The organism is Pontixanthobacter sp., from assembly GCF_049682855.1.
Classification (GTDB): Bacteria; Pseudomonadota; Alphaproteobacteria; order Sphingomonadales; family Sphingomonadaceae; genus Pontixanthobacter.
This window is the reverse complement of sequence record NZ_JBAUIK010000002.1, coordinates 1-26,985: the sequence shown is the minus strand read 5'-3', so window position 1 is coordinate 26,985 and position 26,985 is coordinate 1. Positions and strand designations below refer to the sequence as shown.

The window sequence follows — 26,985 nt, the reverse complement described above, 5'->3', positions numbered from 1 at the left end:
CTTTAGCGTGGGGGCATCCGGATCGCACCATCAAGCCGGAACTGGTGCCCGTTCAGATAGCTGTTGCGGGCTATCTCCAAGATCAAACTCGCAAATTCTTCCGGATGACCCAGACGCTTGGGGAAGGGGACGCTGGCATTCAATTGATCCCACATGTGCGGATTTCGGTCTTTCATCCCCAGCATCAGCGGCGTTGCGAAAATCCCGGGCATGACTGAATTGACCCGAATGCCAAGCTGCATCAGATCGCGCGCCATCGGCAATACCAGCCCGTTCACGCCTGATTTGCAGCTGCCATAGATCACCTGACCGATCTGGCCGTCTTGCGCGGCGACAGAAGCGGTCAGCGTGATCGCGCCGCGCTCCCCATCATCATTGACTGGATCACTATTCGCCATGCCCAGGGCAGAATGCGACGCGACGCGGTAACTGGACACTAATATTCCCTCCGCGCCAAACGCGTAATCTTCGGTCGATAGCCGTTTATAGCCGCCGCTTTCCTTATCCCAGCCGAGAGTTTTCCCGCGTTTACTGGCCATTGCGCAATGTACGGTCACGCGTTCTTGGCCATTGGCGGCGCGCGCGGCAGCGAAACCATCCACCACGGATTGCTCGTCCATAATGTTCACATGATGGAATGTTCCGCCAATCTCCCTGGCATATGGCTCACCGTCATCCCGATTGATGTCAAAGATCGCAACCTTCAACCCATGCTCTGCCAATGCGGCGGCGCTGGCGCGGCCCAACCCCGATGCGCCGCCAGTAACCACGGCTGCCATTCCTGCTTCCAGTTTCATCGCAAACATCCTCTTTAACATTGTTTGCAAGTGTCATGGCGTTTTCATCATGCTATCGCAAACAGGATGAGATTTTCGGGAGAGACTCGATGAATGATATGTCCAATTGCGCCACACCGTCCGCCGCCGGCCCCAATCGCCGCACATTTCTTGGCGCAACGGGCACGGCCTTTGCGGCTTTGATCGCCAGCGGGTGCACCACGCGAAGTGCTGGCCGCAATGTGCTGGCCACTGCGGCCAGCAAGGCTCCGTTTGGCGGCTATGGGGATCTGGTGCCCGATCCGGCCGGAATGCTCGACCTGCCGCAGGGTTTCTCATACCGTGTGCTTTCCAGGCTGGGTGACGCGATGGATGATGGCGGCACTGTGCCTGACCGCGCGGACGGCATGGGCTGTATCGATCTGGGCGGGGGCAGAATTGCGCTGGTTCGCAACCATGAACTGGGTCCGCAGCATGATCTGGGCGGTGATTACAGCGAAGGGTTTGGCCGTGATGCGCAGGGCAGGGTTCTGCCGGGCGGAACGACAACAATGGTGCTTAATGCCAGCACTCTGGAGATAGAACAGCAATACCGGTCTATGGCTGGCACCATTCGCAATTGCGCGGGCGGAGTGACCCCGTGGGGCAGCTGGCTGACATGCGAGGAATCCATCTGGACACGAGAGCGCGAACTGGCCGACGCGCATGGCTGGGTTTTTGAAATTCCGGCTGATGCGGGCAAACAAGTCAATCCTGCTCCGCTAAAGGCGATGGGCCGTTTCAATCATGAAGCGGCGGCTGTCGATCCGCGCACGGGCATTGTCTATCTCACGGAGGATATGGAGGATTCCATGCTCTACCGCTTCATTCCGGTCGTTCCGGGACAACTGGCGGAAGGCGGCAGGTTGCAAGTGCTGGCTTTGACCGACGGGATCACCGATGCGCGTAACTGGCCCGAAAATGGGGCCGCCACCAGAATGGCGGTGGGCCAGAACCATCCCGTGCGCTGGATTGACATGGATGATGTGGAAGCGCCCGAAAACGATTTGCGATTACGCGGCGCTGCGGCGGGCGGCCTCAAAATCGCGCGGGGTGAGGGCATCCATATGGGGGACGGAGAGCTGTATTTCTGTTCCACCAATGGCGGCGCGGCCAAATTTGGTCAGATATTCCGCCTGATACCGCATGCTGGGGGCGGCGTGAATGACACGCCGGATGCGCTGTCGCTGTTCTTTGAAAGCACATCGGGGGATCAGTTTAATTACGGCGATAATCTGACGGTTCAGGATAATGGCCATTTGATCGTGTGCGAGGATCAATATACCGACACGGTAACCAACCACCTGCGCGGCGTGACACCTGAAGGAAATGCCTATCCGCTGGCATTGCTGCGCCTTCAGACCGAACCGGCGGGTGCGTGTTTCTCTCCTGATGGCAGGACATTGTTCGTCAATGCCTATAGCCCGGCTGCCACGATCGCGATTACCGGCCCGTGGTATGCATAAGGTGTGATGCGGACTAGAGCGGGCAAATGTCCGTTTTTCTGTTTGCTCTCGTCGCGGTCATTCTGACATCCCTTGGTGGGCGCGATCAGGTGCTGGCCGCCCATCTCTCCGCGCAGCAGGGCGCGCGGGTCGGTGTGCTGGTTACCGGGAGCATGATTGCCATTATCACGGCTGCGGTGGCGGCGCTGTCCGGACAGTATATTGCCGGCGTCATGCCCGGCGCAGGCAAAATGATGCTGGTCGCTTTCGCTCTATTGGCCGCATCGATAGAGCTGGCCTGGCCAGTGGACGTCAAACAGCCATCTGAACCGACGCATTCGCTAGGAGCGTTGGCGATTGTCATGCTGGCACGCCAGATCGGCGACGGATCGCGCTTTCTGATCTTTGCCCTGGCCGTATTTGGCGCTGCTCCGGGGTATGCCGCAGCAGGCGGGGCGCTGGGCGGGATATTGGTTATTGGTGCCGGATGGGCGATGGCGGATGATTTGCAAGCGATCTTTCCGCTCAAACTGATGCGCCGCATCTTGGCCGCGATCATTCTGCTTGTTGGGCTATATGTCGGGTTGTCCGCTCGCGGCATCATTTCCTGATGCGCAACTGATCGAAATAAACGATTACGCTCAATCGGATTACCCAGGAAACTGCGCCTCGTTCTGTCGGTTGTACTATCACACACTTCAATATGGAGGATATCAGATGGCCGATACAGGCGACAATTCAAAGGCTGCACTGGTGGGCGAACTCAACGGTTTGCTGGCAGACCACATGGCACTGTTTTTCAAAACCAAAAATTTCCACTGGCATGTGGCCGGGCCGCGCTTTCGCGACTTGCATTTGCTGTTTGACGAACACGCCATCGAAATTCGCGATCAGATAGATGTGATCGGTGAACGGGTACGCAAATTGGGCGCAAAAACACTGACATCAATCGGTTCTGTGGCTAAGCACACCCAGGTAAAGGATCAGGATGCAGCCGATCTCAATGCCGAGCAGATGCTTGAGGAATTACGCGATGATAATGCGGCATTGGTGGCGCGGCTGAAAAATATGAAACCGCTGGCAGAGGAGGCTGGCGACAATGCGACTGACGGCTTGCTTGATGATTGGACCGATATGGCCGAGCAGCGCGTCTGGTTCCTGAGCCAGACCCTAAAATAAGCGCGAATGGCTGCTTGTAAGAAAAACCCAGCTATGCCGTTACATCTGCGTTGGTTTCTTGGTATGAAGAACCATGACCAGCATCACGATCACTGATAAAGCTGCGGCGCCGCATATTGCCCACTGGATAGCTGCCAAGCTGCAGCAGGCTCTGGAGCAATCAGATGGTGAGGTGGCTATTACTGTGCCTGGCGGATCGACCCCGTTTCCCATTCTGGAAGAGCTGGTAAAGATGGGTACCGGTATTGACTGGTCACGCATCGCCGTGTGGCCGGGCGACGACCGGTTGGTGCCCGAAGATCACGCCGCCAGCAACACCGGCAAAATTCGCGCTCTGCTGGAGCCTGTAGGCGCGAAGATACAGCGACTGTCGGAAAACGGCTTGCCGCCGCATTTTGCTCTGGCGTGGCTGGGGATGGGGGCAGACGGACATGTTGCCTCCCTGTTCCCCAACACTGACCCGCAAGTGGATGATCCGCAGATGATCCGCCGTCTTACGCCCGATCCGCTCCCGCCCGAGGCGCCGTTTGACCGGATTACCTTGACCATTCCCGCATTGCTCCGGTCTGATAATCTGGTGTTTGTGATCCGCGGCGATGACAAGATGGCAGTGTTTAACGCTGCGGCCAATGAAGCGCATGATCTGCCCGTTGCGCGGCTGCTGCGCGCTGCCAGCCAGCCGGTGCAATGCTTCACCTGATCACCCGGCTGGTCCCGGCGCCGCTGCACCGCGCATTATTGCCGCTGGTCCACCATATCCGGCATGTCTGGCGCACGGTTACCAGGGCAAGGATTGAGGGGGTCAGCATGATCCTGACCAATGCGGATGGTCATATCTTGTTTGTACGTCACAGCTATGGCCCCAAAGTGTGGGCTTTACCCGGTGGCGGTCTGGACCGCGGGGAGACCCCGGCCGATGCGGCAAAGCGTGAAATATATGAGGAGATGGGCTGCCACCTGACCACTGTGGTTCCGGTTGGCACGATTGCCGAGACGATTTCGGGATCACCGCATCTCGCGCATATTTTCACCGCGTCAACCAGCCAGCAGCCTGTGCCCGACCAGCGCGAAATATTGGAAGCGCGGTTTTTTCCAGAACACGCTTTGCCTAGGCCGATGGGACGTTTAACCTGCCAACGGCTGACATTATGGCAAAAGCATTCACAGCAGCGATAATTGCGCTGTATCGGGCGACCGTTCTTCGCGCTGCGCCCCTTCCAGATTGGACAGTGTCAGCCCCATAAGCCGGATCGGCATGGGCAGCGGTAGGAGCTCGTCCAGCAGCGCCTGGCCAGTAGCCGCAAATTCCGTTTTATTGGCGATATTGGCCAACAGCGACTGGGCGCGTGTGATCTGGGTGAAGTCAGTGTATTTTATCTTGAGCGTCACGGTGCGTCCCTTTGCCTCGGCGCGCTCGATCCGCTCCCACACAATATCGACGATATGTTCCATTGCCGCGCGCAGGCCCGCACCGCTCGATATGTCCTCGCTATAGGTACGCTCTCCGCCAACGGATTTGCGAATGCGATTGGCGCGGACCGGGCGCAAGTCGATACCCCGCGCTGCGCGGTAAAGATAATCGGCAAAGCTGCCGAAATTCGCCCGCATGAAATCGATATCCTTGGCTGCCAGATCGGCCCCGGTTGCAATACCCAGCCTGGCCATTTTCTCTGCGCCTTTTGGCCCGACGCCGTGGAATCGGCGCACCGGCAGCCCGGCGACAAAGCGCGCACCATCGCCGGGCTTGATAATGCATATGCCGTCAGGTTTGTTCTGGTCGCTCGCCAGTTTTGCGATAAATTTGTTGTAGCTCACACCTGCGCTGGCGGTCAGTCCGGTCTCGCCCCTGATCCGTTGGCGGATCAGATCGGCAATACGGGTTGCGCTGCCGATGCCGCGCACATCATCGGTCACATCAAGATAGGCTTCATCAAGGCTGAGCGGTTCGACATGCGGCGTGAAGTGGCGGAAAATACCGCGAATGATGTGCGATGCCTCGCGGTACGCCTCGAACCGGGGGCGCACAAATATGAGGTCGGGGCACAGCCGCTTTGCGGTGACCGACGGCATGGCAGACCGGACTCCAAAACTGCGCGCTTCATAACTGGCCGCCGCAACCACCCCGCGCCCGCCGCCGCCGCCCACTGCGACGGGTTTGCCGCGCAATTCAGGATTGTCGCGCTGTTCCACGCTGGCGAAGAACGCATCCATATCGACATGGATGATCTTGCGCAGCCCGCCTTCGCCTTCGGTCGAATCATGATCGTGATCATCGCCGTCCATACTCGATGAATAGACATTTTAGAACGAAGGGGGAACTGCGTGGTGCACGTTTCCGATGAAAACATACTGGCTATTCTGCCGGCAAACGCACAATGGGCAGCTATGACCGCAGCCATCCACCCTGCCAGACCCCCGTTACAGGAGCGCGAGATGATTGCGCTGATGGCGTTGCTGATGAGCCTGCAGGCTTTCGGCATCGATGCGATGCTGCCTGCGCTGGGAGAAATCGCGCTGGAAATGGGCGCGCAGGGTAATGACCGGCAATTTGTGATCGGTGCCTATTTTCTCGGCTCGGGTATTGGGGCCTTCTTTCCTGGCGCCTTTGCCGACAGGTTTGGCAGGCGGCCCATCCTGGCTGTTGCATTGGCCGCCTATATCACCTTGTCACTCGCATGTGCGCTGGCGACCAATTATGATTTGCTGTTGGTGTTACGCCTCATCCAGGGCGTAGCCTGCGCCGGTTTAAGCGTGGTTCCCGCCGCGATTGTGCGCGACCAGGTGGGCGGTGACCGGATGGCACGATTGATGAGCCTGATCATGATGATTTTCCTGCTGGTACCCATTCTGGCACCAGGCATCGGACAGCTCATCATGTTTCTGGCCGGCTGGCGGGCCATTTTTGGCGCAATGGCCGTGATGGGCCTGATCGTGGGGTTTTGGACATGGCGCCGCCTGCCTGAAACGCTGAGCGCGGAAAACCGGCAGGATTTGCAAGCGGCGAATATCGTGCGCAATATGGGGACTGCGCTCTGCGATAGAGGCGCGATCGGGTATGTGGTGGGCAGCGCGCTGGTATTTGGATCGCTGTTCGGATTCCTCAATTCCAGCCAGCAATTGATCAGCCAGACATTCGGCGCAGGCGATTATTTCTTCCTGATTTTTGGCGGTGCGGTGGTCGGTATGGTGCTGGCCAATTTCACCAATTCGCGAATTGTCGAGAAATTCGGCGCGCGGCGAGTCAGCCATACGGCGCTGTTGATCTTCATCGTGGTCAGCGTGGCGCAGTATCTCAGCGCCGGACAGGCGCAGCAGCCCCTATGGCAATTCATCATCCTGATGAGCCTGTCGATGGCCATGCTTGGCTTTATCGGCGCGAATTTTGGATCGATTGCGATGCAGCCGTTCTTTCACATTGCCGGGGCGGCATCCTCTGCCCAAACCGCCTTGCGGATGATCACTGGTGCGGTACTCGGCGCGCTGATCGGGTCTTTATATGACGGGTCTGCGCGCCCGCTTGCCATATCAATGCTGAGCTGTGCATTGCTTGCTCTGGCGCTGGTGCTCTTCAGCGAGCGCGGGAAACTGTTCCGGCGCGCAGAGGCTGTGCAAAATGATGCCGCCGATGTGACGCGCACCGCAGACTAAGCTCGCTCGTTCAGTTTCCGCCACGCCAAATCGGCAAATTCGCATAATAATGGCCGTGTTTCGCGCGGGTCGATAATATCCTCCACGCTGAATATCTCTGCGCTGCGAAACGGGCTGCGCACCTTGTTGAGCCGGTCGCGAATGGCAGCGAGATGGCCCGCAGGATCATCGGCGGCTGCAATCTCGGCTTTATAGGCAACTTCTATACCGCCATCGACTGGCAGGCTGCCCCAATCGCCGCTCGGCCATGCGAAACGGTACTGAAAATTATCGGCATTGCTCATTGCGCTGCCCGCAATTCCGTACGCCCGGCGCATGATGATGGAAGCCAGCGGCACATGTGCCCGATATATCGCATTCATCGCCTCCACGCCGTAGCGGATGGTGCCTGTGACTTCGGCGTGTTTGCCGATCATGAAGCCGGGATTGTCAACCAGATGCACAATCGGCAGCCTGAACTGATCGGCCAGCTTGACAAAGCGTTCCACTTTCTCGCTCGTTTTGGCATCCCACGAACCGCCCAGAAAACTGGGGTCGCTGGCCAGCACGGCCACCGGATAGCCATCAAGCCGGGCAAAGGCGGTGATCGCGGCGCGGCCCCACAGGCGGCCCATTTCAAAAATACTGCCCGTATCAAACAGCATCTCCATCGCGCGGCGCATCGAATATACCTGCTTGGGATCGCGCGGTACCAGATCGAGCAAAGCGTCTTCGCGCCGGTCCGGGCTATCATCTGTTATCGTGCGCGCGGCCAATGCGCGCGCATGGCCGGGCAGATAAGACAGGAACCTGCGGGCGGCAGAAAAAGCGGCATATTCATCGGCCACTTCATCATCGATCACGCCGTTACGCGTATGGATTTCAGATCCGCCCAGCGATTCCTTATCCGATGCTTCGCCAATCGCCTCGACCAAGGCGGGTCCGGCGGCGAATATCTGGCTCAGCCCTCTGACCATTACCGAATAATGGCTGGCGACCGCGCGCGCTGCGCCCAGTCCTGCGGTAGGGCCAAGCGCCAGCGCGACAACCGGCACTTCCTGCAAATTGGTCACCACATCGCCCCAGCCGGGCACGGCAGGGACATAGGTCGCGCCGATCTGTTCGAGCGTCTTTACGCTGCCGCCACCGCCCGTGCCGTCGATCATACGGATGAGCGGTATGGAAAGCTCATGCGCCATCTTTTCCGCCTGCATCATTTTGCGGTGGATCGAGGCATCTGCCGCGCCGCCGCGCACGGTAAAATCATCGGCGGTTATGACCGCCGGGCGGCCCTCTATATTCCCGCGCCCGAAAATATAGTTGGAAGCGGCAAGATGAGTGAGTTCGCCATTTTCATCATAGCTGCCGCGCCCCGCAATCTTGCCAATTTCCCGGAAGGACCCGGCATCGACCAGTCCTGCAATCCGCTGCCGCGCATCCAGCTTGCCCCGTCCGTGCTGGCGCTCGACCTTCTCCGCGCCGCCCATCTGTTCGGCAAAGGCCTGACGGCGGGCGAGTTCATCGAGTTCTTTTTGCCAAGTCAACGATAACTTCCAATTCCGAATAGTCTGAGCCTGTCGAAGGGTTGCAGTTCATTGCGGCATTGTGGCGCAACATCACAAGAAAGGACAGCCCTACGACAGGCTCAGGGTGAACGGATTAAGTCGCTATATGTCCGTGATGGGTTCAATAATCGCCAGCACTGCCTCGACCTGAACCTGCCCGCCTTCGCAGGCATTGAGCTCGGCCACGGTTCCGTCAAATGGAGCAGTGAGAGCGTGCTCCATCTTCATCGCCTCCAGCACTATCAGGCGTTGTCCGGCAGTGACGTTGTCACCCGCCGCAACATAGACCGCGATAACTTTACCCGGCATAGGAGAAAGGATTGCGCCGTCGGCGGCGGAGGCAGAGCCCGTTCCCCGATCAGGACGCGGAGTAAAATGCCAATCTTGGCCCCGTTCAGTTACCAATACGGTGCAGCCGCGAGTACCGGAACTGGCGAGATTGCCGATGCTTTCGGTTTGGGCGGAATAATATGCTTCGCTGCTCCACAAATTGACAGTGGTCTGTGGCCGCGTGTTGAGCCTAAAGCCGTATAGGGTGCGGTCCATCAGGCTGTGTGTGGGCGCGTCCCAATCAAATTGATCGGTACGCAACCGCCAACCCGCAGCGTCTGCCGCTTTTTGGCTAGGTTGTGTTTTGGGTAGGAGAGCCTCGCCCTCACGTTCGATCATGCCTGTGTCTAGCTTGCCAGCCGCAAATTCTGGATGGTCAAGGCATTCAAACAGAAAACCCTTATTGGTTTTTACCGGGAAAACGATGCTCTCATCCAACGTCAATTTTAGCGCATTGATTGCTTGCCGGCGTGTTGGTTGGAATATGACAATCTTTGCGATCATTGGGTCGTAGAATGGGGAAACCGTATCTCCAGCCATGACGCCTGTTTCAATTCTCGCGACCGTCTGATCCAGTACTAACTCTTCCAACCGTCCCGTACTTGGCAAAAACCCTTTCGCCGGGTCCTCCGCATAGAGCCGTGCCTCAATCGCATGACCGTTAATCTGTATCTGGTCCTGCTTAAGCGGAATTGCCTCGCCGCTGGCGACGCGCAATTGCCATTCGACCAGATCGATACCGGTGATTTCTTCCGTCACCGGATGTTCGACCTGAAGCCGCGTGTTCATTTCCATAAAGAAAATACGGTCTGCGCGCAGGCCTTCTGACGCATCGGCGATGAATTCGATTGTGCCTGCGCCCTCGTATTGGGTCGCCTTGGCCGCGCGCACGGCGGCGGCGCAGATCGCTTCGCGGGTGGCCTCGTCCATGCCCGGTGCCGGGGCTTCCTCGATCACCTTCTGGTGGCGGCGCTGGAGCGAGCAGTCGCGTTCGAACAGGTGGACGACGTTGCCGTGGCTGTCGCCAAACACCTGCACCTCGATATGGCGCGGAGAGGTGATCCATTTCTCCAGCAGCACGTAATCATTGCCAAAACTGGCCTTGGATTCGCGCTGGCAGCTTTCCAGATCGGCTGCGAAATTCTCCGCCGCATCAACCTTGCGCATTCCCTTGCCGCCACCGCCCGCAACTGCCTTGATCAGTACGGGATAGCCAATCGCATCGGCTTCTTTTTTCAGGCGCTCTACCGATTGATCGTCACCCAGATAGCCGGGGGTGACCGGCACGCCCGCCTTCTGCATCAGCTCCTTGGCCGAATCTTTCAGACCCATCGCGCGGATGGAATCGGGATTGGGCCCGATCCAGATCAGCCCCGCATCCTGGACGGCCTGCGCAAAGTCCGCATTCTCCGACAGAAACCCGTATCCTGGATGGATTGCTTCTGCTCCCGTTTGCTTGGCGGCGGCGATAATCTTGTCGCCGACCAGATAGCTTTCGGCAGCGGGCGAGGGGCCGATATGCACCGCCTCATCCGCCTGGCGCACATGCAGCGCCCGCGCATCAGCATCGGAATAGACCGCAACCGTCGCCACGCCCATTTCGCGGGCAGTGCGGATAATGCGGCAGGCGATCTCGCCGCGATTGGCGATGAGGAGCTTCTTGATCATCGGTTGCGGTTAAGCTGTCGCTGCTTTTTCCGCAAGTTGAGAGCGTGTCCAGCGCGGCAATTCATCGGGGCCGCGCGGAGTGTTAGCCAGTGCCTCAAAAAATGCCGCGCTGACATGGCGCAATTTGGCGGCTTTGGAGGTATAGACACGGCTGTCCCATGCCGCTTCGCGGCGCTTGCGCACTTCGTAACCTATATCGGAATAAATCCGCGTGGCGGACAGGATTGCCCAGCGGCTGCGGAATGGCAATTTTGCTGCGCCGAGCCGGGCAGACTTGGCGTGCCTGTCCATGATCAGGATCATTTTATCAGCAATATCGGCCAATTCGGTGCGGTGATGCGGCTTGGTATGCTGGCCGGGTTCGATATCCTCTTCTGCCAGCCATTCCATTGGGACGTAACAGCGCCCCGCCGCGTCATCCTCCACCAGATCGCGCGCGATATTCGCCAGTTGGAAGGCGAGCCCCAGATCGCATGCCTGATCCAGCGTTTCCTCATCATCGGCGGGTACGCCCATGACTTTTGCCATCATCACCCCAACGGCGCCAGCAACGTGATAGCAATATCGCATCAGATCGCCTTCACCGCGCGGGCGCCAATCCTGCGCATCCAGCGCGAAGCCCGCAATGACATCATCGGCCATGCCTTGGGTAATCCCGCATTCCTGCGCGACCAGACCGAACGCATCGAATGCCGCATCGGCAGTCGGCAACCCGTCCAGTGCGCGCCGGGTCAGGACCTTGATCGATTTCAGCCGGTCTGGCGCGTTGGACTGGTCCCCCAATGCGCCCTTTATTGTCCGGCCCATATCCTGGTTATCCGCAATATCATCGCACCGGCGGCACCATGCATAAAGCAGCCATACCCGCTCGCGAGTCGCCTTGTCGAACAGCATAGAGGCGGCAGCAAAGCTCTTGCTGCCATCTTTGATAGTGGCGCGTGAGCGTTCCACCAAGGCGGATCGGTGCCGCATTCCGCCCGCGCGGCTTTCAGTGCTGCGGAGTATCCGCGACGGGGCTAGGATGCGCTTGGCAGGCACGGGCTCGCTCAGAGGTCGTCAGCTTTCATCTGGAAAATGGGGGTGTGCGGCCGGTACTCCTCCATTTTCAGAAGAAGCTCAGGGAGCGTATCGGCGGAGATCAAGATCCCTTGATGCGCCGACCGCACAAATCCGACTTCTGCCATACGGGCGTTAAAGGCAATTAAATCGTTGTAAAACCCGAATGCGTTGAGCAGACCGACGGGGCTTGAATGATACCCCAATTGTGCCCAGCTCATCGCTTCCCACAACTCATCCATCGTACCCACGCCGCCAGGCAGAGTGATGAACCCGTCGGACAGATCGGTGAACAGCTTCTTGCGTTCATGCATGCCGGGCACAGTATGTAATTCGGTGCAATCGTGGTTGGCGACTTCGGAACCCGCAAGAGCATCGGGGATTACGCCGATCACATCGCCGCCATTTTCCAGCGCGCCCGATGCCACTGCCCCCATCAGGCCCAGCCGCCCGCCGCCATACACCACGCCGATGCCGCGCTGCGCCAGCGTGGCGCCGACAGTGCGGGCCAGCTCCATATAGCGCGTATCGCCAGGAGTGGCCGACCCGCAATAGACAGCGATGCGGTTCAGCGCGCCTTTCACCCCGCCAGATCCTCGATCATCAATCCGGCGGTCGCCTTCGCACTGCCCACTACCCCGGGTATGCCCGCGCCCGGATGCGTACCTGCACCGGTGAGGTAAAAATTGTCGATCACATCATCGCGGTTATGACCGCGGAAGAACGCGCTTTGCGTCAGAACCGGCTCAAGGCTGAACGCGCTGCCCAGATGGGCGCTGAGGTCCTCGGCAAAATCTGACGGGGCATAGTGGAACTTGGTGACGATCCGGTCATGGATATCAGGGATCAGACGGCGGCCAATCTCATCGAGAATGCGCTTTTCCAAAATCGGTCCGACTTCATCCCAATCGACGGCCAGTTTGCCCATATGGGCAACCGGTACCAGCGCATAAAAGGTGCTTTTGCCCTTTGGCGCCATGCTGGGATCAGTGACGGTGGGGTGGTGCAGATAGATGCTGAAATCCTGCGGCAATACACCGTGATCATAAATATCGTCGAGCAAACCCTTATAGCGCGGACCGAACAGGATCATGTGGTGCGGGATGCCCGGCCAGGTGCCTTCCAGCCCGAAATGAACCACGAACAGGCCAGGGCTGTATGTCTTGCGCGCAAGCTTTTTCGCATAGCTTTTGCCGCGCGGACTTTCAGACAGCAGATCGCGATAGGAATGCATGATGTCGCCATTGCTGGCGACCGCATCAAAATGCTGTTTGAAACCGCTTTTCGTTTCGACCTCGGTCGCTTTGTTTCCAACCGTATGAACCTGGACCACCGGATCACCCACCATCATGGTGCCGCCCAGCCGTTCAAAATGACGGATCATGCCCGCAATCAGCCGGTTGGTGCCGCCGCGTGTCCACCATACGCCGCCGTCTTTTTCCAGCTTGTGAATAAGCGTATAAATCGCACTGGTTTTGAACGGGTTGCCGCCGACGAGCAAAGTGTGAAAGCTCAACGCCTCGCGCAATTTCTCGTTCTTCACGAAGCTGGAAATCATCGAATAGACACTGCGCCATGCCTGCTTTTTAGCGAGGGCAGGGGCGGCTTTCAGCATGCTTTTGAAATCAAGGAATGGCACGGTGCCAAGCTTGACGTAACCTTCCTCATACACGCCCGCCGAATATTCCAGGAAGCGGCGATACCCATCGACATCTGCCGGATCGAGCTTGGCAATTTCAGCGTTTAATTCGTCCTCAACATTGGAATAATCAAAATTGTGCCCGTCGGGCCAGTTGAGGCGGTAAAACGGGTGCACACGCATCAGTTCCACATCGTCCTTCATGGTATGGCCCGACAGCGCCCATAATTCCTCCAGGCAGGGGGGATCGGTAATGACGGTTGGGCCGCCATCAAACAGAAAGCCGTCCTTTTCCCAATAATATGCGCGGCCACCGGGTTTATCGCGCGCCTCGATCACCGTTGTCTGGATACCCGCCGATTGCAGCCGCATCGCCAACGCCATGCCGCCAAAGCCGGATCCAACAACGCAGGCGGTTTTGCCGGTCATCGCCGCGCCGCCATCTGATTTGCTAGTGATACTCGTCGCGGATTTATCAAGCAGGTCGGCAGTCATCCAATGGTCTCCTTATGCGCGTTTAACGGCGCGCCGGTGCCAGCCAGAGCGCCGAGCGCCTTGATGACAGATACGGGCGGCTTGCCGATCAGGACGCGGGCTTTCTCAGCAAAACGCGATTTACCGGCATAAAAACGTTCAATCAGCATCTCGTCCAGTCGATAGAAGCGTTCGAACACCCGGTATCGTTCCCCGGGTTCTGCCGCGCCGAACAATATTGACCCCAAACTGCGGTAGAACTTCGTCCTGGCCCAATGCCGCCGCGCCTGCGTTTCCAGCAAAGCCGCCAACTGCTCGCCGGGCAATTCCGCATCCTCGGCAATGGCAAGGGCGGTCTCCACAGCGAAAGGGATGGTATAGCTGGTCAGCGGGTGGACAAAGCCGCCGCGTGCACCCGCGCGGCCGACGCCCTGTATCCGGTTCTCTGCCTGAAACGCCGCAAAATCACCGCCGGTAATGACCGGTAGAATACCGGTTTCGCCGCCCAGTATCTCGCCGTGCCAACCATGCTGCGCGTGATATTGGTCCAGCCTGCCAGACAAGGCGCTACGGTCGAGCACCGGATCATCCTGATAATACGTGTCTTCGACGAACAGCTCATTCGCACCAAGCGGCAGAACGTAGACAAAACGGTAGGCATCGTGCTGGTCCACCCGTGCATCCATAATCACCGGTTTTTGAACTCCATGCGGCCTGTCAGTGCGGGTCAGGCGGCCCATAAACACTTGCCACCCGCCCGTCAGATGTTTGCTCGGGCCGGGGCCGCGGCAATCAATCACGGTGCGTGCAGAAATGCGCGTGCCGTTGGTGAGCGTTACCCCGCTGCTATCAAGCGAGGCGACATCGCGCCGTGTGTGAATGCTCTGCTGGCTCAATTCGCGGCGCAGGGCTGCGTCAAAATCTTCGGATGTCAGCGATCGGTAAATGCTGGGCAATTTTCGGCTGTATGCGGGGAAATGCACATCATAGCCCTGCCATTCCGATTTGCGGAACGGGGCCAGCAACTCGGTACCCGCAGCATCCAGATCAGTATCGAACCAGCTCCACCGGTGATTGCCGCCGAGCACATCCTGCCCTTCAATCAGCATGACATTCATCTCTGGGTGGCGCTTGCGCAAAGCCAGAGCGATCAATCCGCCGGCCAATCCGCCGCCAACAATTGCAATTTCTGTCCGACTATCGGGAGAGGCGGGAGAGGGCGCAGATGGGGGCGGTGAGTGCGGCGATCGATGCATTATGCATCAGGCCTTACGGTGCCCGGTGGCTGCACGCAATGGCGGTGACTATGCCGGGCTCGATGCCGCGAGGGCGGGCCAGGGTCAGGACACGCCGATCCAACCGGGTGCGGCGTCCAAATCATGGGGTTTGCGGGAGTGAAAGAGGTTCTTGGCAGTGCGTGCCCGCCGCAATGGCTGGCGGCTGTGCCAAAGGGGCGAAGGGGGCCAAGGGGCATGTCTGCTTGCGATAGAAATCATCAGGAAATTTCTGGCGGATCTGAACCATTTCTTGGCGTTGGTGCGTAATTTCAGCATTGCCCAACGGGCCATCAACTCGGTCATAAGAACGGTTAATGCCATCGGCGACATGTCCCCCGTCGCGGCGATGGCGGCGTGCATCGAATCTTTCATCATAACCTGCCGGAACGGGTAGCAGTGCAGGGCGTTATGCTACCATATTGGAGAAATTTGAATGACGACCCGTTTTACGGCGCTAGCCGCGACAGCATCTATTCTGGCATCTGTTGCCCTATCGCCAAGTGTGACTGGCCAAGACGGCCCCCTTGTAGATCCGGTTACTGCCAATCCATCCGGCCCTCCTGCTGGTGCAGGTGCTGGACCGCCGGACACTGTGTTTGACGATACCTGGCTCAATATAGGTTTCGGGGCCGCGTACAGCCCGTCCTATGCCGGATCGGATGATTACATCATCAATCCGCTGCCGGTTGTGCAGGGGAGCATCGGCGGGGTCGATATTGCGCCGCGCCCGGCCGGTCTTGCGCTTGATTTCGTGAAGGACACTGAAAGCGGGCCGCAAATTGCTTTTGGGCCGGTATTCCGCATCCGCAATGACCGCGCCAACCGCATCAAGGATCCCGTGGTCGAATTGGCGGGCGAGCTTGATACAGCGGTTGAACTGGGCGCCAGCGGCGCGGTCAGCATTTCGGGCCTGACCAACCCGTTTGACAGTTTGAGCATCGGTGCGGATGTGCGGTGGGATGTGGCAGGCGCGCATGGCGGGATGACGATAGACCCCAGCATTACATTTTCCACCCCGGTCAACCGCGGTACGCTCGTTTCGCTCTCGCTCGGTGCAACCTATGTCAGCGACGACTTTGCCGAATATTATTTCAGCGTCTCCCCGGCCCAGGCGGCTGCCTCCGGATTGCCGCAGTTTAATGCACAAGGCGGAATTACCAGCCTGAGCGCAACCACACTGGTCGGCGTTGACCTGGACGGCAATGCCCTGAACGGCGGCCTCAATGCGGTTTTGATCGGCGGCTATTCCCGGCTTCAGGGCGACGCGGCAGAGACACCGTTCACCAGCATTCGCGGATCGCGCGACCAGTTTTTTGTCGGTGCGGGGCTAGGCTACGCGTTTTAGGTTCTGACGTTCGGTCGCAGTTTTGGGGGTAATCGCCCCAGCGATGGATAACCCGGACAGGAAAAGGCCCCCGCAGATATTCTCCACGGGGGCCTTTTTGTGCCGGGTCCTAAGCCGAGATATCGGCGATCAGTCTTCGCTATCGTTGGCGGCTTCTGCGGCTTCTGCGCCTTTTGCGCCTTCGGCCAATTGCGGGCGCGGGGCGGGCATCTCGGCTCGCCGGTCGCCCGTTTTGAGATATGTGCCGAACCATTCCATCATCCGCAGATTGTAGTCATAGCGGGCGGCTGCGCGCTGGTTACCGTGGCCTTCGCCGGGATAAAACACCAGGCGAACAGGCACGTCAGGCTGACGCACCTTGATGGAGCGATAAAGCTCAAGGCTTTGACCAGGGTCAACGCGGGTATCCTCCTCGCCGTGCATGATCAGGATTGGCGTATTGGCTTTGTCCACGTGATATACCGGAGAAACCTCAAGCATGCCCTGCCAGTCATCCCACGGCCATTTCAGGCTGTGAACGTTATACATCTCGTATGGAATGTCACCGGTACCGAATTTGCTGACCTGGTTGGAAATGCCGACAAACATGACGCTGGCGGCATATTCTGCCGACAGTGCGGTTGCGCCCCATGCGGAGGCATAGCCGCCATATGATCCGCCGGTGATACCGGTACGGTCCGCATCGGCGATACCTTGCGCGACGAGATGCCGTTTGGCGTCCACGATATCGTTGAATTCCTTACCGGCATAATCGTTTTGGTGCTGCTTGGCGAAATCAACCCCGTATCCGGTCGAACCGCGATAATTGGGCAGGAATACGGCGTAGCCCTGGCCCGCTGCCACTTGCCCCGGTTTGCTATAGGCGGTGACCCAGCCATTGCTTTCATGCGCTTCGGGGCCGCCGTGGACATTCATGATCAGCGGAGCGCCGCCAGCCGGAGCGCCGCCGACAGGTTCAATCAGAACGCCTTCAACTTCCTGCCCGTCGCGCGCGGTATAGGTGACCACGCTTTGCTTGCCAAAGGTGATTTCTGACAGCCACGGATTATGCGTGGTCCAACGCTGCCATGTGTTATTTTCCCATGCGTAAAGCTCGCTTGGATGCCGGGCGGTGCTGGCACGAACGACAATCCGCTCCCCGCCGGCATCGATACCCGTTACGGCCAAGTCGCCCATCGACATTTCACTCTCTTGCGAGCCGTCACTGTTATAGAACCGAAGATAGCTGCTCGCGCCCTTGTGAACGACAACCGCAAGACGCCCGTCGCTTACAAATTCCGCATCAATGGCGGCTTCTGCGGCCCCTGCATTCAGCGCAGTAAATGCACCGGTGCCCATATCGACAAAGTGTATTGTGGTGGCGGCCGGATCATTTTTATCGACACCGGCGATGAGCGACATCATGCTGCTGTCAGCCGAGATTTCGAAATCCTCGATCTTGCCCGGCGTTGCCACCACGGCGGAAACTGCGCCGGTGGCAAGGTCGAGAATGTTCACCCGCTTCGAGGTATAGCTGTCATCAACTTGCGGCGTCGGAGCGGTTTCGATCACGGCTGTCCGGCCATTTGGCGCCACGGTAAAGCTGCTGACATAGCCAGGCAGCGTGATCTCGCGCGGGTCCTTATCGATATTCCCGCCGACTGCTGCGGCAAATACGCGGTTCAGATTGGCTTCTTCCTCATAAACAACCGAATCAAACCCGGCCTTGCGCTGCGTATCGCGCTGTTTGTCTTCGCCCGGCCCCACCAGCATATAGACGGTCGAGCCATCTGGACTGAAGCTGTAGGAACGCACATTGGTATCACTGACCTCTGCCAGTTTCATTGGCGCGCCGCCATCGACGGGCACACCCCATACAGCGCGGTCTTCATCCTCATCCGCCCATACAAACGTAACCATGCGGCCATCGGGGGAGAAGCTGACACCGCCGGGGCTGACATCTGCGGGCAAGAAAGCGCGGGCAGTGCCCGGTCCATAAGCGATATTCAGCTGCTGCATGGTCGAGCCGTTGTCTTCGCCAACAGTGACGTCGGGCAGGCTGGCCGTAGTATATGCCACCCGGCTGCCATCGGGCGATACTGCGATTGCGCCGACGCTTTCGATCTTGGCGACATCTTCGGGTGTCATCGGGCGCGCAGTGGCGGTGGCAGCGATGGATGCGGAGCCTAGCAGGGCAGACGCCAGCACTAACTTGCGGTTCATGTCAGATAATTCCTCTCGTGACGGGTGATCGGGTGTCGATCGTAATGCGTATACCCTACCGTAAAACAGAGACGGTTACGATTGCAACCAATATGCATGCGCATGAAAACGGCTGGCAGCGCAGCCCGTTCCCCCAAAACCAGTTTGCGGCTCAATGCACTCATATTGCGATTTTCCGGCCAATGCTTGCCCCCGCCACCACGGCGTTGCATGGTGCGTGGTAAAGGGAGACTATCGCAATGACCAATTTTGCCAGATTATCGCGCCGCTTTGCCAGCATCGCGGCTATTGCGGCAACCGGGCTGACGGCTTCGGCTGCCTGTGCAGAGACGACCTATATCCATGCAGGCACGGTCATTTCCGATGCAGCGGCAAAGCCGACCGGTCCGGCGACAATTATCGTCACTGACGGGCAGATTACCGCCATTGAAAGCGGTCATGTTGATCCAGTGGACGGTGCCGCTGCGGTCGACCTGAAAGACAAAACCGTGCTGCCCGGCCTGATTGATATGCATACGCATCTATCGGGCGATCCCTCCGGCGATTACTGGCGCGGCGCGGTTGATCCCGATGAATGGTACGCCGTGGTCGCCGCCAAAAATGCGCGGCTGACTGTGCAGGCTGGCTTTACCACAGTGCGCGATTTGGGATCACGTAGCGGGCAAGTGATGCAATCGATTGAACGCGGTACAGCTTCGGGCTTTATTCCCGGTCCGCGTATTATCACGGCTGGCCGCAGTATAGCGATTATTGGCGGACATGCCGATGTCAGCGGTTTTCGCACGGATGTGAATGAAACGCTTGCCACCGGTTTTACCTGCACCGGCCCGACCGAATGCGCCGCCACCGTGCGCGAGGCATCGAAACGCGGGGCCGGGGTTATCAAAATCACCGCGACGGGCGGCGTGCTGAGCCAGCAAGCGCGCGGGCTGGAGGCGCATTTCACCGATGCCGAAATGACCAGTATCGTCGCCACTGCCACTTCGCTGGGGCTGAAAGTGGCCGCCCATGCGCATGGTGCGCGCGGTATCGAGGCGGCCAGCCGCGCGGGTGTGGCCAGCATTGAACATTGCACATTTGGCGATGAAGCCGCGATCCGGCAGATGCGCGCGAGCGGCACTGCCTGTGTGCCGACACTGATGGCCTATACCGGCATTCGCGAGCGGCTGGGCCAGGGGGTCTATACGCCTCAGGTGGAGGATAAGATCCGCCAAACTCTGGAAGTTGTCGGCAAAGCGGCGGCAGATATGCATGATAACGGCGTGACTATCGTTTTCGGCACTGATGCGGGTGTGTTTGAACATGGCCGCAATGCAGAAGAGTTCGCCATGCTGACCGGGCTGGTGGGCATGACCAACCGGGAGGCACTCGCTTCGGCCACAACCCGCGCTGCGGCTTTGCTGGGCATGGACAGTCAAATCGGCCGCATCGCTGCGGGCTATTCAGCGGATATTATCGCAGTAGACGGCAATCCGCTGACCGATGTCACCGTTCTCGAAGATGTCGATTGGGTGATGGCGCGCGGGCGCATTGTAAAGTAGCCCCGATTACCCTGCCGCTGATCGGGCCGAGAGCGCCGTTGGCCGATCAGCACAGGTCCTGCGCGGCGGCAACGCGCACGCATTTATAGCAATCAATTCAGGAAATCTCTCATGACTACATTCCGCATAATTCTGCTGACCAGTGCTGCGCTGGCTCTGCCCGCCGCGCCCGCTCTGGCCGATCATCATGGTGGAATGCCCCATGCGGCGGATCGCGCCATACCCGGTCAAGGCGAAGCGCATGACCTGGCCGAAGCAGCCAAGCTCAAGGCGCTGTTTGCCGCCGCTGACGAAGCCAGTCTGAAACTCAACCCGATCAGCGCGCTGTTTCGCGGCGATATGCGCTATGCCGACAGGCTGGGTGATTTCCTGACCGATGAATATGCGGACCAGACCATTGCTGATGCGCGGGCCAATCTGGAGGGATTGAAAGCGATTGACCGCGATGCGTTGAGCGCGGCCGACATGATCGCTTATGATGTGTTTCAGTATAATCAGGAACAGACGCTGAAAGGCAATACGCCGGAAATTCGCGCGCTGACCGAAGTGCGCCCGGTCAACCATTTCTCCGGGTTCCATACATTCTACCCAACGCTTGCGAGCGGGCAGAGCGCCGCGCCGTTTGATACGGTTGAGGATTACCGCAACAGCCTGTCGCGCAATGCCGACTATATCGCCATCAGCGACCGCGCGATTGCGAAATTCCGCGAGGGCATGGACAGCGGCGTTCTGGAAACCAGCCTGACCATCAACAATGTGATCGAACAATTGAACACACAATTGGGGCAGGGGATCGAGGATTCGCCGTTTTGGGGTCCGATCAAGAATTTTCCGGACAGCTTTACTGATGAAGAAAAGGCTGTGCTCTATGCTGATTTTCAGGAATCGATCAGCGCGGTCTATGCTGCCAACACGCGGATGCGCGATTTCCTGCTCGAAGACTATCTTCCCGCTGCGCGCACCACCACCGGCCTCACGGAAATGAAGGGCGGCGATGCGCTCTATACGCAGATGATTGAAAGCACGACCACACTGCCGCTGACTGCGGATGCGCTACATACTCTGGGCCTGTCCGAAGTCGCGCGCATTCTGGAGGGCATGGAAGGCGTGAAGGAAGAAGTCGGTTTCGAAGGAGGCTTGCAGGAATTCTTCGAATATCTGCGCACCGATCCGCAATTCCAGCCCGAAAGCCGCGAATGGCTCACTCAGGATTATTACCGCATTGGTGAAATTGTCGACGCAAAAATCGGTGAGTATTTCTCGCTCGTTCCGATCACTTCGCTGGAAATTAAACCTTACGAACCGTTCCGCGAAAAATTTCAAGCTGGCGGATCATACCAATCGGGTGCGCCGGACGGATCGCGCCCGGGCATATTCTATTTCAACGCCTATGATTTGCCGAGCCGCAACATCATCGGCAACACCACGCTCTATCTGCACGAGGGCGCACCGGGGCACCATTTCCAGATCAGTCTGGCACAGGAAAATGCAGATTTGCCCGCCTTCATGCGGTTTGGCGGAAACACAGCCTATGTGGAGGGTTGGGCGCTTTATTCGGAAACTATCGGATATGAAATGGGCCTGTTTGATGATCCCTATCAGCGGATGGGCACATTGGCCGATGAGCAATTGCGCGCAATGCGGCTGGTCGTGGATACTGGCCTGCACACCAAAGGCTGGAGCCGCGACCAAGCGATCCAGTATATGATCGACAATTCGTCGATGGGACTGACCGATGCGACTGCCGAGGTTGAGCGGTATATCGCCATCCCGACACAGGCCCTGGCCTATAAGGTCGGCGCGCTCAAGATTCAGGAATTGCGCGCCAAGGCGGAGGCGCAGCTTGGCGATGATTTCGACATTAAGGGCTTCCACGCCGAAGTGCTCAATACCGGCGCTTTGCCGCTGCCTGTGCTGGAAAAGAAAATCGATAGCTGGATTGCTGCTCAGGCCGGGTGACTGCTGCGTCAGAACCACAGCCAGAGCCAGAGCCAGAGCCAGAGCCAGAGCCAATAACTGCAAATACGCTATGCGCGATTAATCGGTCCCGCCCCGGATATGGCGGATTTTTTGGTTGCCGCTGTAACCAATTGATCCGATAGCGCGAACCGGACGCTATGGCGCGGCTGAATGCGCATATGTTTCTAGGGGGCCTTTCATGCAATTTTCTGCAAGCCGTGCATCGCTGATAACAGCGTTTTTTCTGATTGTTACAGTCGTGACCCAGCTGATTTACATCGGATTGCGTTCGGCAGGTATCGATCCGCCTGCGAATATCATCTGGACTGTGGAAGCGGCTGCATTCCTGGCGATTTGCGTGTTCGCCCTGGTCCCGCTCGCGCGCGGTTCTGCGTATGGCGCGGCGTGGGCGGCAGTGTCGCTTGGCGGGGTATTCAATGTCATCCAGGTGGGTATGGGCCTTGCCATGTTCGGGCCGCTGAAAGATGCCGGAGTTGCAATGGCTCCGGCATTCGAGGCCGTGTTGGCGGGTGCGTTTTTCCTCTATTTTGCGGGCAAGTTTCTGTTCGGTTTTGCCGGATTGCTGCTCGGTATCCATTGGCTGCGGATTGGCGGCGGCGCGGCCAAAGCGGTTGGCGGCCTTGCTGCGCTGACCGGGCTCGGCGCGGTGGCGACCAATTTGCTGGCCATGTCCGCGGGTATGGACGTCGTGATGCTGGCGGGCGGCGTAGGTACGGCGGCGACCCTGTTCCTGGCGATTGCGGCGGCAATGTTGGCCAGGACCGAAGCGGGCTGAATATTGCGCGGATTGCCGGGCTGCGGCGTGAATAGGTCTGCATAGGCGGTTTCCACTGCGGCACCGGCACGTTACACACAGCCGATGTCTGTCAAAGCGCGCCCCCCTTCGCTGGCCCCACCGCCGCCGCTATCTCAATTATGCGAAATGGGGATATATGCTCTGTTTCTCGACTTTGACGGGACGCTGATTGAAATCGCCAGCGGTCCTGACGCGATTGAGGTGCCGGGCGATCTGCCGCAGCGGTTGAACAAATTGGCAGCGCGGATGGACCGGCGGCTCGCTCTCGTTTCCGGGCGCAGCCTCGATAATATTGCCGAGCATATCGGACCGCTGGATATTGCGCGTGCCGGATCGCATGGTGCGGATCGCCTGCCCGCTGATGGACCGCGTCTGGGTGAGCCGCCCATGCCGCTCGACGCAGCGGTTATCGCGGCTCTGCAAGCCGTCTCTTTGAAATTCGATGCTTTGCTCGAACAGAAAACGCATGGCGCCGCGCTGCATTTCCGCGCCAATCCTGAAAGCAGCCCGGCGATAGAGGCCGCCGCCAGCCAGATTGCCAGCGAATACGGACTGGATACCAAAAGCGGTAAATGCGTGATTGAACTGGTCCGCACAGGCGCAGATAAAGGCGGTGCAGTCCGGGCGTTTATGGATGTGGCCCCGTTTGCGGGTTCGGTCCCCATTTTTATCGGCGATGATGTGACCGATGAAGATGGTTTTGCGGCTGCGGCCAATCTGGGCGGATTTGGCATTGCAGTGGGCGAACGGCCGTCGCACAATGCACAATATACCCTCTCAACAGTGAAAGATGTCCATCAATGGCTGAGCCTGTGACCATGCCTGCAATGCGCGCCGTACCCGATTTAGATCTGTGGCCGATTGGCAATTGCCAGATCAGCGGACTGATCGATAATCGCGGCGGGCTGGTGTGGGGCTGCATTCCGCGGGTTGATGGGGATCCGGCTTTCTGCGCGCTGCTGAACGGGGACAATCAGGATGCTGGCGTTTGGCGGTTTGAGCTGGAAGGCCAGATATCCTCCACGCAGGAATATATCCGCAACACCCCGATCCTCGTCACCCGGCTGGAAGCGGCAGATGGCAGCGCCGTCGAAGTGCTTGATTTCTGTCCGCGATATGAAGGCAAGGGCAGAATGTACCGGCCGGTCGCCATCGGCCGGATTGTGCGGCCCATTGCCGGCAATCCGCGCATTCAGGTGGTGCTCCGCCCGATGAAGAATTACGGCGCAAAACTTGCGGAAATGACCAATGGAACCAATCATATCCGCTATCTGGTGGGTGATCAGGGCCTGCGTCTCAGCACCGATGCGCCGATCGGCTATATTATGGAGGGCCGCACGTTCCGGATTGAAAGCGATACGCATTTCTTCCTCGGTCCGGACGAGCCATTTGTTGGCAATCTGCGGGAGGAAATTCGCCGGATGGAACAGTCCACCCGGTATTATTGGCAGCAATGGGTGCGCGGCCTTGCCACGCCGTTTGAATGGCAGGACGAGGTCATCCGCTGCGCGATCACGCTCAAATTGTGCCAGCATGAGGAAACCGGCGCGATTGTTGCGGCTCTCACCACATCAATCCCTGAGCATGACGGCAGCGAGCGCAATTGGGATTATCGGTTCTGCTGGATCCGCGATTCCTACTACACCGTGCAGGCGCTCAATCGTCTGGGCGCGCTCGATGTACTCGAAAAATATCTCGGCTATCTGCGCAATATTGTCGATGATGCAAAAGGCGGACAGATCCAGCCGCTCTATTCCGTCATGGGCGAAAGCGAGCTGAACGAGACAACCGCCGCTTATCTTGCTGGCTATCGCGGAATGGGGCCGGTTCGGGTCGGCAATGCGGCCTATAAACAGGTCCAACATGACTGTTACGGCCAGATCGTGCTGCCCACGGTGCAGGGGTTTATCGACAAAAGATTGCTGCGCATCGCCGACGATACCGATTTCGCCAGCTTGGAGGAAGTGGGCGAGATGGCGTGGAAAATGCATGATCAGCCCGATGCTGGCCTGTGGGAATTCCGCACCCGGCAGGAAGTGCATACTTATTCCGCCGTGATGAGCTGGGCGGCGTGTGACCGGCTTTCAAGCACCGCTGAATATCTGAAAAAACCCGCTCGCGCCGCCCTGTGGCGTGAACGGGCGGATGTCATCCGCGACACGATCGAGACATCGGCATGGGTCGAGAGCAATGATGAGGGCGGGGCGGGCCATTACAAAGCCAGCTATCAGTCCGATTATCTGGATGCGAGCCTGCTGCAAATGATTGATCTGCGGTTCCTGCGCCCCGATGATCCGCGTTTCAAGGCTACCTTTGCCGCGATTGAGCAACAGTTGCGGCGCGGCGACCATATGCTGCGTTATGCAGCAGAAGATGATTTTGGTGCGCCCGAAACAGCATTTAACGTTTGCACATTCTGGCTGATCGAGGCGCTGCATCTGGCGGGCCGGTCAGACGAGGCGCGGGGTCTGTTTGAAACCATGCTCGGCCACCGCACGGGCTCCGGTATGCTAAGCGAGGATCTCGACTGGAAAACCGGCGAGCTGTGGGGCAATTTCCCGCAAACCTATTCGCTGGTCGGGATCATCAATTGCGCAGGGCTGCTGTCCAAATCATGGAACGATATAAGGTGAACCGCGAATGAGCCGTCTGGTCATAATTTCGAACCGTGTTGCCGTGGCGAAAGCACGCGGTGCGGCAGGCGCGCAGGGCGGGCTGGCCGGAGCTCTTAATTCTGCGCTCAAGAAATATGGCGGGATATGGTTCGGCTGGTCAGGCAATGAAGCAGCCGAAACCACCAGCCACATTCAGATGCATACCGCAGATGGTGTGACGACCGCAACGATTGATCTGAGTACGCATGACGTTGATGAATATTACAATGGCTATGCCAATTCAACGCTGTGGCCGCTGTTCCACTACCGGCTCGACCTGACCGAATATGAAAACGAGACAGGGCGCGGATATGAACGGGTAAATGAGCATTTTGCCAAAAGCGTCTCTTTACTGACCAAGCCCGATGATCTGATCTGGGTGCATGATTATCATCTATTGCCATTGGGCGAACGATTGCGCGCGCGCGGCCACAAAAACCGCATCGGGTTTTTTCTGCACACGCCGTGGCCGCCAGCGCGCCTGTTTGTGTCTTTACCCTATCACGAGCGGCTGGTCCGCACGATGCTGGAATATGATGTAATCGGTTTCCAGACTCGTGAATGGCTGGGCAGTTTCCAGCATTATTGCGCCAAGGAACTGGGTGCAGAGGTTGATGAAGCAAGCGGCAAGATTACCTTTGAAGGCCGTGTCACCCATGCCCGCGCCTACCCTATCGGGGTCGATTGGGACCATATCCAGGCGCAAGGCGAAACACCCGAAGCCAGGCAAGCGGCGCAGCGTATGCTGGCCAGCACCCGCCACCGCACAGCGATGATCGGTGTCGACCGGCTGGATTATTCCAAGGGGCTGCCCGAACGGATTGACGGCATCTCCCGCTTCTTCGATCAAAATCCGCAGCGCGCGCGCGATCTGGTGTTCGTCCAGATTGCGCCGCCAAGCCGTGAAGACGTCGACAGTTACCAAAAAATCCGCGCCGAGCTGGAGCGGAAGACCGGCCGGATTAACGGTGCATGGTCAGAAGTGGATATAGTCCCCATCCGCTACGTCAATAAAGGGCACAGTCTGGCCGAATTATGCGGCTTTTACCGCGCATCCAAAATCGGCCTGGTCACCCCCTTGCGTGACGGGATGAATCTGGTGGCGAAGGAATATGTTGCGGCGCAGGACCCGGATGATCCCGGCGTGCTGATCCTGTCACAATTTGCCGGGGCCGCGCATCAGATGACTGACGCGCTGCTGGTCAATCCGCATAGCCCGGACAATCTGGCACGCGCCATCCGCGAGGCGTTGGACATGCCGCTGGGCGAGCGCAAACGCCGATATGATGCGCTGGTCAAAACGGTTCGCGATGATGATATTCACGGCTGGACCCAGAATTTCGTCAACGATCTTACCGCAATCGCTCCCTGATTTTCACCAGTCCGTGCGCC

General features: G+C 58.5%; 23 protein-coding genes. 13 read left to right on the top strand and 10 right to left on the bottom strand.

The features are described 5' to 3' along the window. Window positions 1-2: 2 nt before the first annotated feature. Window positions 3-797, bottom strand: a complete 795-nt coding sequence (locus WA922_RS00450; RefSeq protein ID WP_424769707.1) for an SDR family oxidoreductase — start codon at window positions 795-797, stop codon at window positions 3-5. Window positions 798-886: 89 nt separating this feature from the next. Here WA922_RS00450 and WA922_RS00445 point away from each other — a divergent pair, with 89 nt between their 5' ends. The 5 genes from WA922_RS00445 (at window position 887) to WA922_RS00425 (ending at window position 4,615) form a co-directional block, all read left to right on the top strand. Then, window positions 887-2,281, top strand: coding sequence for an alkaline phosphatase PhoX (locus WA922_RS00445; RefSeq protein WP_424769706.1), 1,395 nt, complete (start codon window positions 887-889; stop codon window positions 2,279-2,281). A 26-nt stretch (window positions 2,282-2,307) separates the two neighbouring features. Beyond that, window positions 2,308-2,871, top strand: coding sequence for a hypothetical protein (locus tag WA922_RS00440; RefSeq protein ID WP_424769705.1), 564 nt, complete (start codon window positions 2,308-2,310; stop codon window positions 2,869-2,871). Between the two features lie 106 nt (window positions 2,872-2,977). Next, window positions 2,978-3,439, top strand: a complete 462-nt coding sequence (locus WA922_RS00435; protein ID WP_424769704.1) for a Dps family protein — start codon at window positions 2,978-2,980, stop codon at window positions 3,437-3,439. Window positions 3,440-3,512: 73 nt separating this feature from the next. Next, a complete protein-coding gene (locus tag WA922_RS00430; protein ID WP_424769703.1) occupies window positions 3,513-4,139 on the top strand; it encodes a 6-phosphogluconolactonase in 627 nt (208 codons plus the stop codon). Next, window positions 4,127-4,615, top strand: a complete 489-nt coding sequence (locus WA922_RS00425) for an NUDIX hydrolase (RefSeq protein ID WP_424769702.1) — start codon at window positions 4,127-4,129, stop codon at window positions 4,613-4,615. The genes WA922_RS00430 and WA922_RS00425 overlap by 13 nt, the downstream gene beginning before the upstream one ends. Here WA922_RS00425 and dinB read toward each other — a convergent pair. Next, window positions 4,601-5,722 carry a DNA polymerase IV gene (gene dinB / locus WA922_RS00420; RefSeq protein ID WP_424769701.1) on the bottom strand — a complete coding sequence of 374 codons (1,122 nt, stop codon included), beginning with the start codon at window positions 5,720-5,722 and terminating at the stop codon, window positions 4,601-4,603. The two genes, WA922_RS00425 and dinB, sit on opposite strands and share 15 nt — an antisense overlap. A gap of 102 nt (window positions 5,723-5,824) precedes the next feature. Between dinB and WA922_RS00415 the strand changes: the two genes are divergently transcribed. After that, a complete protein-coding gene (locus tag WA922_RS00415) occupies window positions 5,825-7,087 on the top strand; it encodes a multidrug effflux MFS transporter (protein WP_424769700.1) in 1,263 nt (420 codons plus the stop codon). Here the strand turns inward: WA922_RS00415 and WA922_RS00410 are convergent. From WA922_RS00410 to WA922_RS00380, 7 genes are all read right to left on the bottom strand, one after another. After that, window positions 7,084-8,610, bottom strand: a complete 1,527-nt coding sequence (locus WA922_RS00410; RefSeq protein ID WP_424769699.1) for an acyl-CoA carboxylase subunit beta — start codon at window positions 8,608-8,610, stop codon at window positions 7,084-7,086. The two genes, WA922_RS00415 and WA922_RS00410, sit on opposite strands and share 4 nt — an antisense overlap. A 123-nt stretch (window positions 8,611-8,733) precedes the next feature. Then, window positions 8,734-10,629, bottom strand: a complete 1,896-nt coding sequence (locus WA922_RS00405) for an acetyl/propionyl/methylcrotonyl-CoA carboxylase subunit alpha (RefSeq protein WP_424769698.1) — start codon at window positions 10,627-10,629, stop codon at window positions 8,734-8,736. Window positions 10,630-10,638: 9 nt separating this feature from the next. Beyond that, the gene (locus tag WA922_RS00400) at window positions 10,639-11,601 is read right to left on the bottom strand and encodes a phytoene/squalene synthase family protein (RefSeq protein ID WP_424769697.1); all 963 of its coding nucleotides are present in this window, start codon (window positions 11,599-11,601) and stop codon (window positions 10,639-10,641) included. A gap of 74 nt (window positions 11,602-11,675) precedes the next feature. Further along, window positions 11,676-12,257 (bottom strand): TIGR00730 family Rossman fold protein, encoded by a 582-nt coding sequence (locus WA922_RS00395; RefSeq protein ID WP_424769867.1) that lies wholly within the window; start codon window positions 12,255-12,257, stop codon window positions 11,676-11,678. An 8-nt stretch (window positions 12,258-12,265) separates the two neighbouring features. Continuing rightward, window positions 12,266-13,753, bottom strand: a complete 1,488-nt coding sequence (locus WA922_RS00390) for a phytoene desaturase (protein ID WP_424769866.1) — start codon at window positions 13,751-13,753, stop codon at window positions 12,266-12,268. 62 nt (window positions 13,754-13,815) lie between these two features. Then, window positions 13,816-15,054, bottom strand: a complete 1,239-nt coding sequence (gene crtY, locus WA922_RS00385) for a lycopene beta-cyclase CrtY (RefSeq protein WP_424769696.1) — start codon at window positions 15,052-15,054, stop codon at window positions 13,816-13,818. Between the two features lie 84 nt (window positions 15,055-15,138). Continuing rightward, complete coding sequence (locus tag WA922_RS00380) at window positions 15,139-15,450, bottom strand: hypothetical protein (RefSeq protein WP_424769695.1); 312 nt, start codon at window positions 15,448-15,450, stop codon at window positions 15,139-15,141. A gap of 58 nt (window positions 15,451-15,508) precedes the next feature. On the opposite strand from WA922_RS00380, the gene WA922_RS00375 reads away from it, so the two are divergent. After that, a complete protein-coding gene (locus WA922_RS00375) occupies window positions 15,509-16,420 on the top strand; it encodes a MipA/OmpV family protein (protein WP_424769694.1) in 912 nt (303 codons plus the stop codon). 129 nt (window positions 16,421-16,549) lie between these two features. Here the strand turns inward: WA922_RS00375 and WA922_RS00370 are convergent, their stop codons facing one another. Continuing rightward, window positions 16,550-18,622 carry a S9 family peptidase gene (locus tag WA922_RS00370; RefSeq protein WP_424769693.1) on the bottom strand — a complete coding sequence of 691 codons (2,073 nt, stop codon included), beginning with the start codon at window positions 18,620-18,622 and terminating at the stop codon, window positions 16,550-16,552. Window positions 18,623-18,861: 239 nt separating this feature from the next. Between WA922_RS00370 and WA922_RS00365 the strand changes: the two genes are divergently transcribed. The 6 genes from WA922_RS00365 to WA922_RS00340 all read left to right on the top strand — a co-directional run bounded on the left by WA922_RS00365 (window position 18,862) and on the right by WA922_RS00340 (window position 26,965). Then, complete coding sequence (locus WA922_RS00365) at window positions 18,862-20,163, top strand: amidohydrolase family protein (protein ID WP_424769692.1); 1,302 nt, start codon at window positions 18,862-18,864, stop codon at window positions 20,161-20,163. A gap of 111 nt (window positions 20,164-20,274) precedes the next feature. Then, window positions 20,275-22,122 (top strand): DUF885 domain-containing protein, encoded by a 1,848-nt coding sequence (locus WA922_RS00360; protein ID WP_424769691.1) that lies wholly within the window; start codon window positions 20,275-20,277, stop codon window positions 22,120-22,122. Window positions 22,123-22,321: 199 nt separating this feature from the next. Further along, the gene (locus WA922_RS00355) at window positions 22,322-22,918 is read left to right on the top strand and encodes a hypothetical protein (protein ID WP_424769690.1); all 597 of its coding nucleotides are present in this window, start codon (window positions 22,322-22,324) and stop codon (window positions 22,916-22,918) included. A gap of 147 nt (window positions 22,919-23,065) precedes the next feature. Continuing rightward, window positions 23,066-23,755 carry a trehalose-phosphatase gene (otsB, locus tag WA922_RS00350; RefSeq protein ID WP_424769689.1) on the top strand — a complete coding sequence of 230 codons (690 nt, stop codon included), beginning with the start codon at window positions 23,066-23,068 and terminating at the stop codon, window positions 23,753-23,755. Beyond that, window positions 23,740-25,572, top strand: a complete 1,833-nt coding sequence (locus WA922_RS00345) for a glycoside hydrolase family 15 protein (protein ID WP_424769688.1) — start codon at window positions 23,740-23,742, stop codon at window positions 25,570-25,572. Before otsB ends, WA922_RS00345 begins: the two co-directional genes overlap by 16 nt. 7 nt (window positions 25,573-25,579) lie before the next feature. Next, entirely contained in the window at window positions 25,580-26,965 is a 1,386-nt protein-coding gene (locus tag WA922_RS00340; protein ID WP_424769687.1) for an alpha,alpha-trehalose-phosphate synthase (UDP-forming), read from the top strand. Window positions 26,966-26,985: the final 20 nt, after the last annotated feature.

Bases quoted from the DNA above. Each gene is read 5' to 3' on its own strand.
- WA922_RS00450 (WP_424769707.1), bottom strand. From the start codon at position 797: ATGAAACTGGAAGCAGGAATGGCAGCCGTGGTTACTGGCGGCGCATCG.
- WA922_RS00445 (WP_424769706.1), top strand. From the start codon at position 887: ATGAATGATATGTCCAATTGCGCCACACCGTCCGCCGCCGGCCCCAAT.
- WA922_RS00440 (WP_424769705.1), top strand. From the start codon at position 2,308: ATGTCCGTTTTTCTGTTTGCTCTCGTCGCGGTCATTCTGACATCCCTT.
- WA922_RS00435 (WP_424769704.1), top strand. From the start codon at position 2,978: ATGGCCGATACAGGCGACAATTCAAAGGCTGCACTGGTGGGCGAACTC.
- WA922_RS00430 (WP_424769703.1), top strand. From the start codon at position 3,513: ATGACCAGCATCACGATCACTGATAAAGCTGCGGCGCCGCATATTGCC.
- WA922_RS00425 (WP_424769702.1), top strand. From the start codon at position 4,127: ATGCTTCACCTGATCACCCGGCTGGTCCCGGCGCCGCTGCACCGCGCA.
- dinB (WP_424769701.1), bottom strand. From the start codon at position 5,722: ATGGACGGCGATGATCACGATCATGATTCGACCGAAGGCGAAGGCGGG.
- WA922_RS00415 (WP_424769700.1), top strand. From the start codon at position 5,825: ATGACCGCAGCCATCCACCCTGCCAGACCCCCGTTACAGGAGCGCGAG.
- WA922_RS00405 (WP_424769698.1), bottom strand. From the start codon at position 10,629: ATGATCAAGAAGCTCCTCATCGCCAATCGCGGCGAGATCGCCTGCCGC.
- WA922_RS00400 (WP_424769697.1), bottom strand. From the start codon at position 11,601: ATGCGGCACCGATCCGCCTTGGTGGAACGCTCACGCGCCACTATCAAA.
- WA922_RS00390 (WP_424769866.1), bottom strand. From the start codon at position 13,753: ATGACCGGCAAAACCGCCTGCGTTGTTGGATCCGGCTTTGGCGGCATG.
- crtY (WP_424769696.1), bottom strand. From the start codon at position 15,054: ATGCATCGATCGCCGCACTCACCGCCCCCATCTGCGCCCTCTCCCGCC.
- WA922_RS00380 (WP_424769695.1), bottom strand. From the start codon at position 15,450: ATGATGAAAGATTCGATGCACGCCGCCATCGCCGCGACGGGGGACATG.
- WA922_RS00375 (WP_424769694.1), top strand. From the start codon at position 15,509: ATGACGACCCGTTTTACGGCGCTAGCCGCGACAGCATCTATTCTGGCA.
- WA922_RS00370 (WP_424769693.1), bottom strand. From the start codon at position 18,622: ATGAACCGCAAGTTAGTGCTGGCGTCTGCCCTGCTAGGCTCCGCATCC.
- WA922_RS00365 (WP_424769692.1), top strand. From the start codon at position 18,862: ATGACCAATTTTGCCAGATTATCGCGCCGCTTTGCCAGCATCGCGGCT.
- WA922_RS00360 (WP_424769691.1), top strand. From the start codon at position 20,275: ATGACTACATTCCGCATAATTCTGCTGACCAGTGCTGCGCTGGCTCTG.
- WA922_RS00355 (WP_424769690.1), top strand. From the start codon at position 22,322: ATGCAATTTTCTGCAAGCCGTGCATCGCTGATAACAGCGTTTTTTCTG.
- otsB (WP_424769689.1), top strand. From the start codon at position 23,066: ATGGGGATATATGCTCTGTTTCTCGACTTTGACGGGACGCTGATTGAA.
- WA922_RS00345 (WP_424769688.1), top strand. From the start codon at position 23,740: ATGGCTGAGCCTGTGACCATGCCTGCAATGCGCGCCGTACCCGATTTA.
- WA922_RS00340 (WP_424769687.1), top strand. From the start codon at position 25,580: ATGAGCCGTCTGGTCATAATTTCGAACCGTGTTGCCGTGGCGAAAGCA.